This window comes from Companilactobacillus futsaii JCM 17355, assembly GCF_001435505.1.
Taxonomy (GTDB): Bacteria; Bacillota; Bacilli; order Lactobacillales; family Lactobacillaceae; genus Companilactobacillus; species Companilactobacillus futsaii.
This window is the reverse complement of sequence record NZ_AZDO01000007.1, coordinates 20,927-37,168: the sequence shown is the minus strand read 5'-3', so window position 1 is coordinate 37,168 and position 16,242 is coordinate 20,927. Positions and strand designations below refer to the sequence as shown.

The window sequence follows — 16,242 nt, the reverse complement described above, 5'->3', positions numbered from 1 at the left end:
TTTTTTATTTATTTTTTCTTAAGGTGGCTAACTTGATTATAAAATTCGCCAAAATAACACTATGTTTATCATGAACAAAAAATAACCCTAGTAAATTGCAATATTTTCCATCACGATTCATTAGGGTTATTATTTTTAAAAACGAGTTCAATCAAAAATTTCTTTCCCAACTAGTGGGCCACTGAATACTTCCTTTTGTGTAAAATCATGAGTACTAAGAAATTCCTCATTTTCAAAAGGATTAGCGATTTTCTTTAAATAAACTAATTCCCCAAACCGTCCTTGGAAAACATCGTATTCTAAATCTTCAGCTTTTATGCTTTTGGGAACCGAAATTTTTCTCATTTTACAAATCCTCCACGACAAAAAATCATGCTAATAACTTTATTAACATGATTTTTTGCTTATTTTAATTTTCCAACTTCATTTAACTTAGCTAAAACTGAATGCTTATGTGGTGCGTGATTAATTACTTCCGAGAGATCTTGACCGGCAACATTTCCATGGTGCTTTCCACCTTGCCAAGGACCAACATCAGTAACATCATAGATAATCCCATCAATTGCAACATAGGCAGGTCGACCTTCCTTTCCATCAAACTTCTTTAATTCGTCTAACGTCATTTGCTTATCTGGCACATCTACAACCTCACTTTCCTTCTATTTACATCCTTATTATTACACGTTCCTATCCAAGCGACATGTTATATGCTCATTCAAATTCAGAATGGGAAACGTGTTCTGGATAGAAGGCTTCCACCTGATCACGTTTTTCTAGTAAGTTCCAATAAACTGGGGCAATTTTATCTGGAGTCATCTGATCTGATGAATTGATGATCCCCTGAATAGTTACCAATCCCACAAAGATATCATCTAGAGCAACTTCTTTATGCAAAGTATAGGCATAACTTCTCAAAGCGGCCTTAGTCAAAGATAATGTTGAAGCTTTATCCGACGGTCTAATAGCTGCTCCACCACCTGTAAAAATAATTGAACGTGGCAAATTTGGATTCGTACTCTCAATAAAGGATTTAGCCGCATTGATTGCACTCAAAACGTTAGTCTCAAAAATATCACCAATTAATCCTACTGTACTGGATAATGCATTATCTAAATGTTTATTGCCAACATTAAAGACCAAATTATTAATTTTCCCATCTCGCATAATTAATTGTTGAATCATTCTATCTGTACCCGCAAAGTCGTTGACATCACAAGCATAGTTGGCGGCTGCAATATGTTCTTTACGTAATTCTTTAGTAGCAGTATCTAACTTCCCTTGATCACGAGATACTAAAATTATCTTTTGACCATGTTGCCCATAAACTCTAGCAATTTCTAAACCAATACCGCTATCTGCACCGATTACTATTGTTGTCATAATATTGCCCCCTCATCTCGATTATAATTATAAAACAAAAAAATGGCATCATTACAATGTCATTTTATTAATTATAAATATATATTTATCTCTATTAACCTTGTCCATTCATAAATGCCGGATAAAGTGTCATTCCACCATCGATAAATAATGTTGTTCCTGTAACATAACTTGATTCATCAGAAGCTAACCATGCAGCACCGGCAGCCACTTCTTCAGGTTTACCAATTCGATTCATTGGAATCATAGAAACAGTTTGATCATATTGTCCTTTATCCGCAAATTTCTTAGCATTAATTGGCGTATTAATAGCACCAGGTCCAATAGCATTGACACGAATACCATCTTTAGCATATTCCATCGCAATTGTCTTAGTAAATAACTTTACTCCACCTTTAGCAGCTGAGTATCCGGCAAATGTTGGCCATGGAATTTGTTCATGAACTGATGACATGTTGATGATGTTACCTTTTTTATTATTTTTCTTAAAATAAGCTAAAGCCGTCTTGGAACCTAAGAAGACACCAGTTTGATCAATGGCAATCATCTTGTTCCAGTCATCAAGTGATAGTTCATGAGTCGCTGATTTAATTTCCATACCAGCATTGTTGACCCAAACATCCAAGTCACCAAAATTGTCTAAAGCAGCTTGAAGTAATTTTTGATTACCTTTTTCGGTTGAAACATCAGCTTGAATGATAACAGCCTTACCACCATTTTTTTCTACGGCTGTAGCGGCTTCTTGAGCACCTTTTTCATCACTGTGATAATTGATTACGACTGACATATGTTCTTTACCAAATCTTTCAGAAATGGCCGTTCCAATTCCTTTTGAGCCGCCAGTAACTACAGCTACTTTACTTTTCAAGTCTGTGTACATTTACAATTCCTCCAAACTTTCAAATATCAAACCTATCGACATTAATTATGAAATATAGGTTTCCACGTGAATATTATAACGATTCTGTTAATTGATGATTCAAAAATTGCTTGTTAGTTCTGCGAGGATAACCTTTTTTGTAGATACGAATTATCATTATGCAAACTTAAATGATTTATTTTTTAGCTTTTAATTCTTCCGCCTGATTTTTAGCTACTACAAAGAAATCTTCAACTTTTTCGTTTGAATCTAGTATTCCTAAGGGATAAAGTACCTTCAAATTAGCGACCTCAAAAAAACGTCTTAAATTTTGAACTTGATCATCGAAGTCATCAGTTTTTGACACCCAACCTTCCATTGACATTTTCCGATAAGGAAATTTTCGGGCCAATGTTATTTCTTTTTCATCTTCTAGTTCTTGGTTTACCTTGACCAAACGTTCGCGATAACGAGACTCTAAATCATTCCAAATCTTTGCAGGAATACCCAAAACCAATTCCAGTCTTTGAGAAACTTCGGGAGTTAATTCCACTTTACCGTTTATCAAATGGCTAATATGTTTTTCACTCATATCCATTCTAATTGCAAATTCTTTTTGTAACATATGACGATTTTTTAATTGTTCCTTTATAGTTGCCCCTGGTGGAACAGCTATTGTTTTCTTACTGTGTGAATACATGCCAAGGTCCTCCGTCTCTTCGATTATTTACCTCTGAGGTAAATTTATTTTAACGCGAAATCAATGTCTAATCTATTAATTAGATTTCTACACATCTAGCGATAAAGAACTGCAAAAAATCCTACTAGATTAATTTCTAGCAGGATTTTTAATTACTTCAACTTAGCTAAACTTGAACCAAAGATTTGTTCAATCGTAACTGGATCACGGTGGTCAAAGAATTGACTCTCATTTTTATCCAAGCTACTCATAACTTTCATATCATCAGCGCTCAATTCAAAATCAAAGACGTCGATGTTTTCCTTAATTCTAGCTTCGTGAACTGACTTAGGAATAACCACGATACCACGTTGTAAAAGCCATCTAAGGATTACTTGACCATTAGATTTTCCATATTTCTGAGCAATTTTAGCAATCGTTTCGTTAGTAAAAATGTCATGCTTTCCTTCAGCGAATGGTGCCCAGGCTTCGACACGGATATCTTCTCTATTAGCAAAGTTTACTTCTGAGGGTTGTTGATACCAAGGGTTAACTTCAATTTGGTTAACAACAGGTTTGATGTTAGTTGTTAGTTCCAAATCCTTTAATTGATCAGCATAGAAGTTTGAAACTCCGATAGCACGAATCTTACCTTCTTTTTGGGCCTCTTCCAAAGCTCTCCAAGCACCGACAGTATCGCCGTATGGTTGGTGTAATAAATACATATCAAGGTAATCTAAACCGAGATTTTTTAATGAAGTATCGATACCTTTTTTGGCACGGTCATAAGTAAAGTCTGAAACCCATAACTTAGAAGTGATAAATAAGTCTTCACGACTAACGCCTGATTCTTTGATAGCTTCACCAACGGCCGTTTCATTTTGATAGGCTGCGGCTGTATCGATCAAGCGATAACCGTTTTTGATAGCTGTTAAAACTGCTTGTTTACATTGTTCCAAGTCGGTTATTTGAAAAACTCCAAAACCTAATTGGGGCATTTCCATTCCATTATTTAATTTAACGTTTTGCATTTTTCTACCTCTTCTTTTAGCTGATGACTACATTTTATAATCATGGTTATCTTTTGAAAATTACTTGTTTGATATGCTACTATACGTCCAATGTATACTGTGAGGTGCAAAATGATAGAAAACTACTTATTAGAAGAACTCGTCACTTTTAAAAAATACGGTACTCTAGCCGCCACGGCTCAACACTTATTGGTGACTCAACCGACAGTTACTCGAGGGATGCAAAAACTAGAAGATGAATTGGGTGTGCAAATCTTTGACCGTCAACCTAATCGGATTACTTTGACCAAAACTGGCGAATTGGCTGTTAAGGAAGCTCAAAAAGTCATCGATCGAAATAACCAATTAATCGAGACAGTTCAAAAATATGATTACAATCACAAAAATATCACGGTTGGTTCGGTTGCCCCAGGACCTTTGATTTTATTGAAAAAACTACAGACATCCAAACTAGCTGATACCAATCTCGACTTGGACCACAAGCTAATGGATACAAAAGATGTTTCTGGAAAACTTTTGAATCACGATTACTCATTCATTTTGACTAATCAAGAACTCATGACCGACGAAATTGAATCATTATACATTGGAACTGAACGTTTATCTGTCAACCTCAACCAATTCACACTCTTAGCCAATAAAAAGTCAGTTTCATTTAATGATTTGAAAGGCCTGAGTTTTATCGTTCTATCAGATATTGGTGTTTGGAAAAAAGTCGCCGAAGGCAAGATTCCTGGTGCTAAATTTCTCTATCAAGAACAACGTGAGGCCTTTTCTGAAATTACCAAGTATTCTGATTTTCCTTACTTTACAACCAACATTTCCAAAATTGATTCTGACAATATTTTCTCTGATTATGACCAAATCAACGTTCCTATCAGCGATGAAGCTAGTAAGATGGACTTTTACGCTGCTTATTTGAAAAACAACAAAAGGCAAGTTGCACCTGTTCTTAAAACAATGTCTGCTTCTTGGAGTAATTATTTAAGCTAGTCTTTTAAATACTTATATCCCATTATTAACTATAATATTTTATTATGAATATAAAAGAGCCTTGCATTTTCAATAAAGTTGGGCATGAATCCCACGAATTCATTCGTGGGAGGTAAGCCCTTTTTTATCATAATTGTCATTTCATCTTCTGGGATAGAGGTGATTGAGCCCTTGAATTTTTTCCATGTAGTCATATTATCTTCCTTTCCGATTATACCAATTCACGATTTCATCATACAGAACATATGTTTTGTAAACAAGCAAAAATGCAAAAAATAAAAGCTCCCAGACATAACAATCTGAGAGCTCTCTTCTTATCTAATTTCAATCATTAGCGTGGACATCAAGAGCATTCAACAACATATCTTCAACACCAGGTGCATCAGGATCGTGCATGCCTTTACCATTACGGTCCAAGGCTCTGATTGAATCCATCTCATCTGAAGTTAATTCAAAATCAAAGATATCTTTGTTAGATTTAATTCTTGCTTCGTGAACTGACTTAGGAAAGACGATCACACCTTCTTGATGTTCAAAACGTAGGATAATTTGTCCAACATCTTTACCATATTTCTTAGCTAGATCATTCAACAATGGTTCGCTGAACAATTCCTTACTACCTTGGCCAAGTGGACCCCAAGCTTCTAGAGTTACGTGTGCTTTAGCCATAATTTGACGTAGTTCTTTTTGTTGGAAATATGGGTCAAATTGAACTTGGTTAACGCTAGGCATTGTCGCAAACTTAGGCACAAATTCATTCCAAATCTTAGGAGTCATGTTGGAAACACCGATTGAACGAATCTTGCCGGCTTTTTTGGCTTCTTCCATAGCCTTCCAAGCTTCATCAACTTTTCCATATGGTTGATGAATTAAGTACAAATCAATATAATCTAAGCCTAATTTTTTAAGTGAAAGATCAATCGCCTTTTTAGCGTCTTCATAAGCATAATCTTGGAGCCACATTTTTGAAGTCACCCAGATTTGGTCACGAGGAATGCCGCTGTCTTTGATAGCTTTGCCGACTTCTTGTTCGTTGAAGTATGCGACTGCAGTGTCAATGTGACGATAGCCTAGTTTCAAAGCATCGCTGACTGCCTTGTAAGTAGTTCCATCTGCAGGAATTTGGAAAACGCCGAAACCAAATGATGGAATTTCTGTGCCGTCATTTAATTTGAATGTAGGAATGTTTGTCATGTAATTACCTCTTCTTGTTTATTCGTTGTGATTAGTATAAGACGTAATTCATGATTAAAAAATTACTAAAATGACATGGTAGTATACGTTTAATGTATGCTATTTTTTCTTTCTAGCATCATCTAACGAAATTATATTATTATCTTCACCTCTCATGGCGAATAACAGCTGATTGGCTTTTTGTGGAGAAATTCTTTTATTATCAGCTTGAATCCTAATCACACTAGTAAATAATTTTGTGGCTTCTTTATTTCGTCCTCTAGCTTGATTATCACGAGCCCACTGTCCAAATTCTCTCCAAGTTGCTGGTGTCCATTCTTTAGGTGTTTGTAAGTGTTGTGAATAAAGCGTGTCCTCTAATTCAGCAACGGTACCAACTAGTGATACCACATCAATTCCCGCTGGTAACTCGTACTTATCTCGGTCACGTCCTAGCCACATTTTAATACCATCTTTAATACCTTGAAGATGAACTGCTTTAGCTTGTTTAATACTCCATTTTTTATTATTAAGTTCGACTAAATGATGGTCTCCCAAAAAATTCGTCTCAAAATCAGGATCAACAGCTTGAGAAAATGATTCTAGAGTAGCTTTATCAGTTAAAATTGCGGCCAATTCACCATCAGTGAAATTTCTGGCTTTATTAGGTTCATCGTCTGGTAACAAACTATCGATACCACCATTTTCATTCAAATTTTGAATGAATTTCTCAACTTCTTCATCATCATCGATATCCACACCCTGTCTTTCCATTTCTTTGTAAACTAATTTTGCAGGTCCTGCTTTTGTATCATCGTGTGACGCTTCAATCATCTTCTCTTCACCAGCTGCTAAGTAACGTTTATAATTAGCTGCTTTTTGTGCATTGATCCAGCCGTTTTCTGCCACAAAATCAATAAACGCTGACATTGCTGGAACGATTAGACGGTAGTCTTCATCTTCTAAATCCATATTAGTTATAAATTCATTTTCCATGACACCATTCAATGCTGTTTTAGTCCAAGTTTTGGGAGTTTTTCGATAAATATTATAGACATATTCAGTCATTGAAAACATTAATGATGAAAGAAAATCTTCCGTTACACCTTTTGGACGTTTAGCCCAGTCAGAACTTTCAACATATGCGTCAATCCACTCACCCATATAATTGGTAATATCATTTGCAACATATCGACGCCATCCTGGTAGAGCTGGATCTTGGTAATTTGGTTCACGTATTCTTTGGAAACTATTTAAGCTAAGTTCAGAATCAATAAGATTAAACAATTGATTTAGTTCAAAAAGAGGTATTTGTAACTTATTTTTCGATGCCAAAAAACGTAAGACCGCTTTTAATATATCGTAAATAACGATTGCTCTCGTAGCATCTTGCGCAGTACTATTGCCCAACTGATCAAATAATGAAAATACTAACGCAACTATAAAATCTGCATCCCACTTTGTATAATCACTATAATCATCATCACTAGTTGTATCAGCGATTGTTTCAAATACATCAGCAACCTCTGATTTCTCAAAGTCTGTTAAAATTTCAAATTCTTTACTCTGTTTAAATTCAGATTCAATATCTGTTATTTGTCTTTTTTTTGCCATAGTTTTTCTCCTTAACAACAGAATACCTGAAAATATCAAAAAAAGATGGAATTTAACTTAAAAATCCCATCTCTTCCTGTTTAATTTTCTATTTTGGAAAAATCATATCCACTATCTTTTTGTTCTAATTCGATTTGTTTAAGATCATCACGATATTGAGCCTCCATATTAAGCCAAAAAGTAGTTGGTATACCCAAGATTTTGGTCAATTTGTTTGCAATCTCAGGTGTAATTTTTATTTTTCCAGTAAATAGTTTTTCTGTATCTTTTTTGTCCATACCTATTTGTTGAGAAAAATCACTAAATGTGATTTTTCGGTCTACTATTTGTTCGTAAATCGTTGCCCCCGGTGCTATGGCGATTGTTTCTTTCCCATATGAAAACATCTTGATTCCTCCGACTAATGATAATCTACTATTTCTATAATACATACAGTCCTACTTACACTATTAACTTTTGTAAAAACCATTCTGAATGGATGTACTAAATCAACTGCGTTTTCTCCCGTTCTACTTCCACGCAAAGGATGACATCTTCCAATAGAAAATTCAACTAATTGCTCTACTGTGTCCGCTGCTTTGATTTCAACAATTCTTTGCTTAATTTTTAAAGACATTTTGATACCATATCTTCGTGTTGTAATTTTTGGATTCAAGCACTCATTTTCTAGTTTCCGATTCTTAAAAATAATATTCATCTTTAAACCTATCATATTTAGTCTTCTTAACTAAATTACGATATATTTAATTGAATTATTTTTAAATTCCTATGATACTATCCCAATTCCACATCTTGCGATTCAATCAACTTCTGAAAATGTAATTGTGAAGCATTATTAGTCACCTTTTCTTTGAACGGAAATTGTGCATCAAAGGCATCCACTTTGGCTTGGTCCACACCATAAACTTCATCTTCAACGTATCTACCCGCACAATCCTTTAAAGCACCTTGGTACAATGGCGCAACTTGTAGAACTGTCGCAAACTTATCATTAGCCATTCTAATATTGTAATTCTTAGCTGGTTCAAAACCTTTTCTACTATAGTAATTAGGATCTCCATACAAAATAATCCCGTTATAACCTAATTTCAAAGCCTGTTTTTTCGAATGTTCAATTAGTCGTCCACCGAGGCCATTTTGTTGATACTCTGGTGCTACTGCCAAAGGTCCTAAGCACAAAATAGAATGTGTTTTGCCATCGTCACCTTGGATTTTATCTTCCAAAAAGGTGGCACAACCGACGATTTCATCACCTACTACTGCCACCGTATCCAATTTTGATACAAAACGGGGATGATTTCTAATCTTATTCATCAAATAATGTTCGACACAGCCTGGTTGAAATTCATTCCAAAAAGCGTTACGCAACATGATTTCTGTTTTCTTATGATCTGATTTTGTTTCTAGTCTTAATTTAATTTGTTTAGTCAATTTTTTATATTCCTTTTTAATTAGTAAATCACCTCTCAGAATACAAAAAAAGTGCAGTCAACAAACTGCACTTAAGGACTTTTATCAAAATATTTTGATAATATCTGTAAGGCAATTTGGGTACAACAAAGAAAGCTATTTTTCTCTGTTCAAATTTTATGATCCTTACTTAGATACAATCATCAAGCATTTCTCCTGAATTTTTATTATCTTAAAGATAACACGTTGCTCTAGATTTTACCACCGAATACTGGATAAGCACTGGCATCTCCATAATTCATTTGATCGATTTTTGCCAAAGTCTTCATATCTTCAGCTGAAATTTCAAAGTTGATATCAGCGTTTGACTTCATGTGATCTGGGTTAGCTGTCTTTGGTAGAACGACAACATTTAATTGCCAGTCATAGCGAATGCACAATTGTGGAACAGAAACATTATACTTGGCAGCCATTTGTTTGATCGTTTCATCATTCATAGCGGCACCGTGAGCAATTGGTGAGAAGGCTTCAACAACAATGCCGTTATCTTGAGAATATTTAATCAAATCACTTGGTGTATCACCGATGTGAATTTGGATTTGGTTAACAGCGGGTTTAGTGTCAGAATTCTTGATCAAATTGTCCAAGTCTTCTTTTTGAAAACTAGAAACACCGATAGTCTTTAACTTACCAGCTTTAACAGCATCTTCCATAGCATGCCAAGTTTGTAAGTTACCCTCAAAGTGACGATCATTACCTTGGTTTACTTCTTTCCAAGGTTGAGGATTGTGAATAATCATCATATCCAAATAATCTAAGCCCATCTTTTCCAAAGTTTCATCGATTGACTTCTTAGCTTCGTCATAGTTCTTGATTTCAGCCGCAACTTTAGAATTGACGAATAGTTTGTCACGTGAAATTCCAGCGTTTCTTACACCCTCACCGACACCACGTTCGTTGCCATAAGCTTGAGCTGTATCGATGTGACGATAACCAACTTTAACTGCAGATTTAACCGCATCGGCTACCTTATCATCAGGGATTTCCCAAACTCCTAAAGCTAATCTTGGAATTTTAACTCCATTGTTCATTGTGAATGTTTCGTCAAAAATTGACATAAAATTTCTCCTTTTTGTATCGTTTTCATTATATATTCTATTAAACTTCTTGTCCTGTAGGACGAATTACCATTTCATTAACAGCCATATTCTTTGGTGTATCAATGACAAAAGCCACTGCTTGTGCGATTTCTTCTGGATCTAAGGCCATCATTTCAGCACCGGGTTGTTTCATAGCATCCTTTAAACCATTTCTCACTTCTTCATTATTGATTGAATCAAATAATTCTGTCTTAACAGATCCTGGAGCAATGATAGTAGTCTTAATGTTATTTTGGTGTTCTTCTTGGCGAAGTCCTTCCATGATTGCTCGAACAGCATACTTAGTTCCTGAATAAGCAGCATAGCCCGGCAATACTTCATACCCTAAAACTGAAGATGTTGTAATGATGTGGCCACTCTTTTGCTTTTTCATAACTGGTAGAGCAGCCGCAATTCCATTGAGAACACCTTTAACATTGATATCGAGCATGTTTTGCCATTCATCTTGCGCAATTTGGTCTAAGTTGTTTACTGGCATAATTCCCGCATTGTTGTAAAAAGCATCAACACGACCGAATTTAGCAACGGTTTGATCGACTACATTTTGAACTTCTTTTGCCTTAGTAACATCAGCTTCAACCGCCAAAATATCACTGTCAGGATTTGCTTGTTTTATTTCTTCCAAACGATTCATTCTTCTAGCTGCAATCGTTACTTTAGCACCTTTGGAGGCTAGTAATTTAGCTGTGGCAGCACCGATTCCACTTGAAGCACCCATAATTACTACCACTTTATTTTGCAAACTCATTAATTTTCTCCTTTAATGGTTCTAATTATCTGTGCCGGCACACCACCGACGATGGTATTGGCTGGAACATTTTTAGTAACTACTGCTCCAGCTCCGACAATCGAATTTTCACCAATAACGACTCCTGGAGTAATTGTGACATTACTTCCTATCCAAGCATTGTCGTGAATGTAGACTGACTTCAAATCCAAATGACGTCTTTGCACAGGATCGACCCGATGATTGACTGAAGCAATCGTGACATTCGGTCCAATCAAGACGTTATCTCCCAAGTAAATACCACCCATATCAGTGAACATCGAACCCGAATTGATAAAAACATTTTTACCTATATGTAAGTTGCGGCCAAAATCAGTCCAGAAAGGTAATCTGATTTCAGTCGATGAATCAATTGTTTCATTAATGATCTGGCTAACGGCTTGACGAATCTCATCGCTAGTGTGAGCACCAGTATTTAATTCTTGAACTAATTTTTGATTAATAGGAACAATTTTCTCAATTTGTTCATAGGCTTTTGTACCTAGATTCATTTGCGATTCCAATAAAACACCTCGCTTTTCTTAATGCTTGAATTCATTATACGAAGTGATTATTATAATGTTAAATACTCATTGATAATGGTTATCTATAACATTTAATTATAATGGAGGCGTGACAATGGATATTAGAGTTTTGAGATACTTTATCAAGATTGCTCAAGAACAAAATATGTCAAAAGCTGCACGAATGTTGTACGTTTCCCAACCGGCTTTGTCCAGACAGATCAATGAACTAGAAACCAGACTAGGTACCAAGCTCTTCATTCGTGGAAAAAGACAATTACAACTGACACCTGATGGCTATTACTTATTCGAACGAGCTCAAGAAATTTTGGCTTTAGTGAATAAGACAACTGACAACCTTCAAAAACAAGACGTCGTCAGCGGCACACTCGATATTGGTGCTGGTGAAAGTATGGCATTAGATTGTGTCATGGAAACTATCAAAGATATCATGCACAAATATCCCGAAGTTCATATCAACTTCAGAAGTGGTGACGCTGAAACAATCCAAGCTGATTTAAGTAGTGGAATTTTGGAATTCGGTATCATTATGGGACACCGTCAACTCGACAATTACCACACCTTACAATTACCCGCTGAAGACCGTTGGGGAATTATTATGAAACGTGATGAACCACTAGCCAGTCATAAAAGTATCTCTCCAAGTGATTTAATTGGTAGGCCACTGTTGGTTTCTCGCCAAGTTCAAGGTAAGAAGATCTTCCAAGATTGGAGTAACGGCCTAATTGAACAATTCAACTTTGTTGGAACTTACAATTTGATTTTCAACGCTGCCCTACTAGTAAAAACTGGTGCTTGCATGGCGCTGACTTATGACAAATTAATCGACACGACCTCACTCGATGGCTTAGTTTTTCGTCCGTTAAGGCCACAATTAACTGAACCCAATACAATTATTTGGAACAAAAATCGTAACTTACCAACTGTTGGTAAATTATTTCTAGAAACATTATGCAAAAATATTACTAAAAAGGAAATTTAATAATGGATTTTAAAAAAGTACTCAATGACCGTCATTCTGTCCGTGACTTCAAGGACACACCGGTCAAAATAGATTTAATTAAAGAAATTGTTCAAGAAGCTCAAAAAGCTCCTTCATGGGTCAACTCTCAACCTTGGAAAGTTTACGCTGCTACTGGTAAAACTTTGGAAAGTATCAAACAAGCTTATTTAGATAAAGACTCTCAAAAAGGATATCCTGATTTTCCCGTCATGCACCGAGAAGATTGGAGTGAAGCTGCTCAAGCTAATATGAAACAATGGCGTCACGAAATAGTACATCACTTCGATGATTTTTACCAAGCCCATGAGAAAATGAGTTTCGCTAGTTCTCACTTATATAGCACTCCTGCTATGCTCTTTATCACGATTCCAAAAGATTCTTCAAAGTGGTCAATTTTTGATGCCGGGGCCTTCAGTCAAACCTTGATGTTAGCTGCTCAAAACAAGGGACTCGACACGATTCCTAATTACACCAGCGTTCGTTTCCCTGATGTCGTTAGAAAATTTACCGATATTCCTGAAGATGAAACTTTGGTAGTCGGTATCGCGATTGGGTATGCACAAGATTCAGTCATCAATACTTATCGTTCAAAACGTGTTCCTTTAGATGATGTGTTGAAAATCAAAGACTAAAAAAGCCTTGCTAGATTGTAGAAAAACTACATTCTAACAAGGTTTATTTTTTAACTTAACATGAATTTTGTTGCAATGTTCAAAACTTCTTGACGAGAATTATTAATCCCAAACCCGTGATCTGCATCATCCAACAAATGCAATTTATCGTTGGTATAACAATCATCGTAACGTTTTGAAGCAATATTATTTACTACGGTATCCTTCAAACCGTGAACCAAGCAGACTGGTCCATGGTATTGACTAGCAATTTCATAAATTGGCAAAGTTTGAGCTGTTCGTAAGTAAAAGCCACCCAAAGTTAGACCTTTTTTGATAGGCAAAGTATCAGGAATATTTTTGGGATCATAGGTATATCCTTGAGTATCACCTTTTAGAGCATCATCTTTTAACGTTGCGGCTGGAGCTAACAAGGCTAATTTAGCTATTTTTTCAGGATAATAACCAGCCAACATACTAGCCACAACTCCACCTTGGGAATGTCCCAGTAAGTAAATATTTTCGACACCATCAAGACTACGAGCGTAATCCAAAATAGCTTTGCCGTCGGCAATTTCATTCAAAACTGTCATATCTTGAAAACGTCCGTCACTTTCTCCATGACCATTGAAGTCAAAACATAACGTACCTAACCCTTCAGCCACGAAACGTTGAGCTAATTGATACAATAATTGACTAGGCTCGATCCCCCGATTAGAAGTAAAGCCATGCATCAAAATAACTAAATTAAATTTAGCAGTTTTTGGTTTAACAAAATCCCCTCGTAAAGTTAAGCCATCTCGTTTAATCTCTACTCTCATTTTTCCAACTCCTTTTGATTATTTTAATACTAAAAGATATATGATAGAGATAAAAATAATTGTATTGAGGTGGGATAATGGAAAAATTTCTGATTATCGGTGGAACTGGTAACATCGGTTTTCCATTGATAGAGTTCTTAAATAAACAAGAAAATATTCAAATCGTAGCTGGATCACACAATCCTGACAAAGCTCAAACTAAATTTCAGAATATGGATAACGTAGTAGTTAAGAAATTTGATTTTTTAGATAATACTACTTTTGCGAATGCTTTTGACGGCGTATCAAAAGTCTTCTTCGTACGTCCCCCACAACTAGGACACCCTAAGCAAGATATGTTGCCATTCTTGCGCTATGCTCAAAATCAGTCAATTGACCAAATAGTCTTTGTTTCGCTATTAGGTGTCGAAAAAAATCCTATGACACCGCACCACCAAATTGAACAGATGATTCTCGAATTGAACATCCCTTACACGTTCATTCGTCCAAGTTTCTTCATGCAAAATCTCGACACGACACACTTATACGACATCAAAAATCATCATGACCTCTTCATTCCGGCAGGTAATTCTCGAACAAGTTTCATTGACACTCGTGATATCGGAGAAATTGCTGGCATCACGATGCTTGACGATAAATATCTTTTCCAAAAACTCAATATCACTGGTCCCCAAGCCTTGAATTATCATGAAATTGCTCAAGTCATGACTCAAGTTTTAGGCACCAAGATTACTTATAGCAAACCTAGTCTGTTGAAGTTTCGCAAAACGATGCTAAAACGTGGTCTCAAAAAAGATTTTGTCAACGTGATGGTGATGCTCTACTTAATTACCCAATTAGGCAATGCCAAAGAGGTTACCGATACTGCTGAAAAAGTCCTCGGACACAAACCTAGAAATATCAAGGATTACGTCGAAAATTATCGTGATTATTTTATTTAAAACTATATTGAAATATTTATAAAATCCACCTATGATTAAACTATCCGATACTTAGGAAAAAATTATAGGGGGATTTTTTTATGAAATTTGGAAAATCAGCTACAATCATTGCTGCATTGGCAATGGCTATTACTGGAGCTTTAGCAATGTCTCAAAAAGATGCCGAGGCTGCCGGGGTTGCCACGGTTTCAGCAAACAAGATAGCCAATTTATATACTGCTAACGGGAACTTGATTCACAATCGAGCTTTAGCAGCTAATTCAGCATGGGCTGTTGGCAAAATTATCGATATCAATGATGAAATGTACTACCAAGTAGCTACGAACGAATATCTAAATGCTGTGGATGCTTCATATTCTGTTAACGTCCCAACAATTCAACAAAAATTAGCCGGTAAGATCATCGGTGGTAACGCTCAATTATACCGTGATGATACTAATTCAATGTCCAATCGTATTTTAGCTAACGGTTCTTCATGGCTAGTCGGCAAAATCATTGTTAACAAACTGGGACAATACTTTGCTCAAGTCTCAACACACGAATATGCCGACGGTTTAAATATGGCTTTCAATATGCCAGTTCCTCAAGCTACTTATGTTGCCGACTTTGGTATCAATACTCAAAACAATACAAACACTAATACCAATAATAACAACACATCAACTAATGTTGACACTAACAACGATAACAATGCTGGTTCCAATCAAAATACTTCTGACTATCAACCTAATCTAAGTCAAATTAACAAGTACTTCGTTGCCTATCTAAATGCCCTTCACAAGGCTAACGGAACAGCCCCAGTCCAACTATCTCAAGACTTGATGAGCTATGCTACACAACGTGCTCAACAACAAGATGGTCTTAACCTTGATCACTCAACAGCTGACAGAGATATGTCTGAAAACCTTGAAGGTGGTGGCTTCGACTACATGAAATATGCCGGCGTTAAATCTGACAAGGATGCTGCCTACTTCATGCTCAAGAGTTGGTACGATGAAGACAATAACTACTCTACACCTGGACAAGTCGGACATTTCGGTCACCGTGCTGCTTTGATTTACAGTGGTCCAAACGTTGGTCTTGGAATTACTGATAAAGACGCTGCTTTTGAAGCTGACTGGAATTACGGTACATTAGACCAATTCAATAATCTTTACTATTACACAGGCTCAAATCCTAATACTAAATTCATTTCAAAAGATGCTATCTAACTATAAACACCTGATTGGCGTGTCTTTTAAATAAATGATACAATT

Annotated in this window: 20 protein-coding genes; 5 read left to right on the top strand and 15 right to left on the bottom strand. The window is 36.0% G+C overall.

Annotated elements, in window-relative coordinates; translation table 11 throughout:
• Positions 1 to 147: 147 nt before the first annotated feature.
• The 6 genes from FC88_RS00840 to FC88_RS00815 all read right to left on the bottom strand — a co-directional run bounded on the left by FC88_RS00840 (position 148) and on the right by FC88_RS00815 (position 3,949).
• Positions 148 to 345: a hypothetical protein gene (locus FC88_RS00840; RefSeq protein ID WP_057811924.1), complete on the bottom strand. Its 198-nt coding sequence runs from the start codon at positions 343 to 345 to the stop codon at positions 148 to 150.
• A gap of 59 nt (positions 346 to 404) precedes the next feature.
• Positions 405 to 623, bottom strand: coding sequence for a cytochrome b5 domain-containing protein (locus tag FC88_RS00835; protein ID WP_161595643.1), 219 nt, complete (start codon positions 621 to 623; stop codon positions 405 to 407).
• A gap of 88 nt (positions 624 to 711) precedes the next feature.
• Positions 712 to 1,380, bottom strand: a complete 669-nt coding sequence (locus tag FC88_RS00830; protein WP_057811923.1) for an SDR family NAD(P)-dependent oxidoreductase — start codon at positions 1,378 to 1,380, stop codon at positions 712 to 714.
• Between the two features lie 94 nt (positions 1,381 to 1,474).
• Positions 1,475 to 2,260, bottom strand: coding sequence for a glucose-1-dehydrogenase (locus FC88_RS00825; RefSeq protein ID WP_057811922.1), 786 nt, complete (start codon positions 2,258 to 2,260; stop codon positions 1,475 to 1,477).
• Between the two features lie 175 nt (positions 2,261 to 2,435).
• Positions 2,436 to 2,939, bottom strand: coding sequence for a helix-turn-helix transcriptional regulator (locus FC88_RS00820; protein ID WP_057811921.1), 504 nt, complete (start codon positions 2,937 to 2,939; stop codon positions 2,436 to 2,438).
• A 152-nt stretch (positions 2,940 to 3,091) separates the two neighbouring features.
• Entirely contained in the window at positions 3,092 to 3,949 is an 858-nt protein-coding gene (locus tag FC88_RS00815) for an aldo/keto reductase (RefSeq protein ID WP_057811920.1), read from the bottom strand.
• A 111-nt stretch (positions 3,950 to 4,060) separates the two neighbouring features.
• Between FC88_RS00815 and FC88_RS00810 the strand changes: the two genes are divergently transcribed.
• Positions 4,061 to 4,942, top strand: coding sequence for a LysR family transcriptional regulator (locus FC88_RS00810; protein ID WP_057811919.1), 882 nt, complete (start codon positions 4,061 to 4,063; stop codon positions 4,940 to 4,942).
• Between the two features lie 324 nt (positions 4,943 to 5,266).
• Here FC88_RS00810 and FC88_RS00805 read toward each other — a convergent pair whose 3' ends face one another.
• The 8 genes from FC88_RS00805 to FC88_RS00770 all read right to left on the bottom strand — a co-directional run bounded on the left by FC88_RS00805 (position 5,267) and on the right by FC88_RS00770 (position 11,589).
• The gene (locus tag FC88_RS00805; protein WP_057811918.1) at positions 5,267 to 6,136 is read right to left on the bottom strand and encodes an aldo/keto reductase; all 870 of its coding nucleotides are present in this window, start codon (positions 6,134 to 6,136) and stop codon (positions 5,267 to 5,269) included.
• Positions 6,137 to 6,235: 99 nt separating this feature from the next.
• The gene (locus FC88_RS00800) at positions 6,236 to 7,729 is read right to left on the bottom strand and encodes a hypothetical protein (protein WP_057811917.1); all 1,494 of its coding nucleotides are present in this window, start codon (positions 7,727 to 7,729) and stop codon (positions 6,236 to 6,238) included.
• An 80-nt stretch (positions 7,730 to 7,809) separates the two neighbouring features.
• Positions 7,810 to 8,115 carry a helix-turn-helix transcriptional regulator gene (locus FC88_RS00795; RefSeq protein WP_057811916.1) on the bottom strand — a complete coding sequence of 102 codons (306 nt, stop codon included), beginning with the start codon at positions 8,113 to 8,115 and terminating at the stop codon, positions 7,810 to 7,812.
• A 14-nt stretch (positions 8,116 to 8,129) separates the two neighbouring features.
• On the bottom strand, positions 8,130 to 8,441 hold the full coding sequence (locus FC88_RS00790) for a plasmid maintenance system killer protein (RefSeq protein ID WP_083484525.1): 312 nt from the start codon (positions 8,439 to 8,441) through the stop codon (positions 8,130 to 8,132).
• Between the two features lie 62 nt (positions 8,442 to 8,503).
• Entirely contained in the window at positions 8,504 to 9,160 is a 657-nt protein-coding gene (locus tag FC88_RS00785) for a GNAT family N-acetyltransferase (RefSeq protein WP_057811915.1), read from the bottom strand.
• A 230-nt stretch (positions 9,161 to 9,390) separates the two neighbouring features.
• Entirely contained in the window at positions 9,391 to 10,257 is an 867-nt protein-coding gene (locus FC88_RS00780; protein WP_057811914.1) for an aldo/keto reductase, read from the bottom strand.
• Between the two features lie 40 nt (positions 10,258 to 10,297).
• Positions 10,298 to 11,047, bottom strand: a complete 750-nt coding sequence (locus FC88_RS00775; protein WP_057811913.1) for an SDR family oxidoreductase — start codon at positions 11,045 to 11,047, stop codon at positions 10,298 to 10,300.
• Positions 11,047 to 11,589, bottom strand: coding sequence for a DapH/DapD/GlmU-related protein (locus tag FC88_RS00770; protein WP_057811912.1), 543 nt, complete (start codon positions 11,587 to 11,589; stop codon positions 11,047 to 11,049). The genes FC88_RS00775 and FC88_RS00770 overlap by 1 nt, the downstream gene beginning before the upstream one ends.
• 115 nt (positions 11,590 to 11,704) lie before the next feature.
• On the opposite strand from FC88_RS00770, the gene FC88_RS00765 reads away from it, so the two are divergent.
• Positions 11,705 to 12,592, top strand: coding sequence for a LysR family transcriptional regulator (locus tag FC88_RS00765; RefSeq protein WP_057811911.1), 888 nt, complete (start codon positions 11,705 to 11,707; stop codon positions 12,590 to 12,592).
• A 2-nt stretch (positions 12,593 to 12,594) separates the two neighbouring features.
• A complete protein-coding gene (locus FC88_RS00760; protein ID WP_057811910.1) occupies positions 12,595 to 13,245 on the top strand; it encodes a nitroreductase in 651 nt (216 codons plus the stop codon).
• 50 nt (positions 13,246 to 13,295) lie between these two features.
• Here FC88_RS00760 and FC88_RS00755 read toward each other — a convergent pair whose 3' ends face one another.
• Positions 13,296 to 14,045, bottom strand: coding sequence for an alpha/beta hydrolase (locus tag FC88_RS00755; protein WP_057811909.1), 750 nt, complete (start codon positions 14,043 to 14,045; stop codon positions 13,296 to 13,298).
• Between the two features lie 77 nt (positions 14,046 to 14,122).
• Here FC88_RS00755 and FC88_RS00750 point away from each other — a divergent pair, with 77 nt between their 5' ends.
• A complete protein-coding gene (locus tag FC88_RS00750) occupies positions 14,123 to 14,986 on the top strand; it encodes an SDR family oxidoreductase (protein WP_057811908.1) in 864 nt (287 codons plus the stop codon).
• An 80-nt stretch (positions 14,987 to 15,066) separates the two neighbouring features.
• On the top strand, positions 15,067 to 16,197 hold the full coding sequence (locus FC88_RS00745; protein WP_057811907.1) for a CAP domain-containing protein: 1,131 nt from the start codon (positions 15,067 to 15,069) through the stop codon (positions 16,195 to 16,197).
• The last annotated feature ends 45 nt before the right edge of the window (positions 16,198 to 16,242 follow it).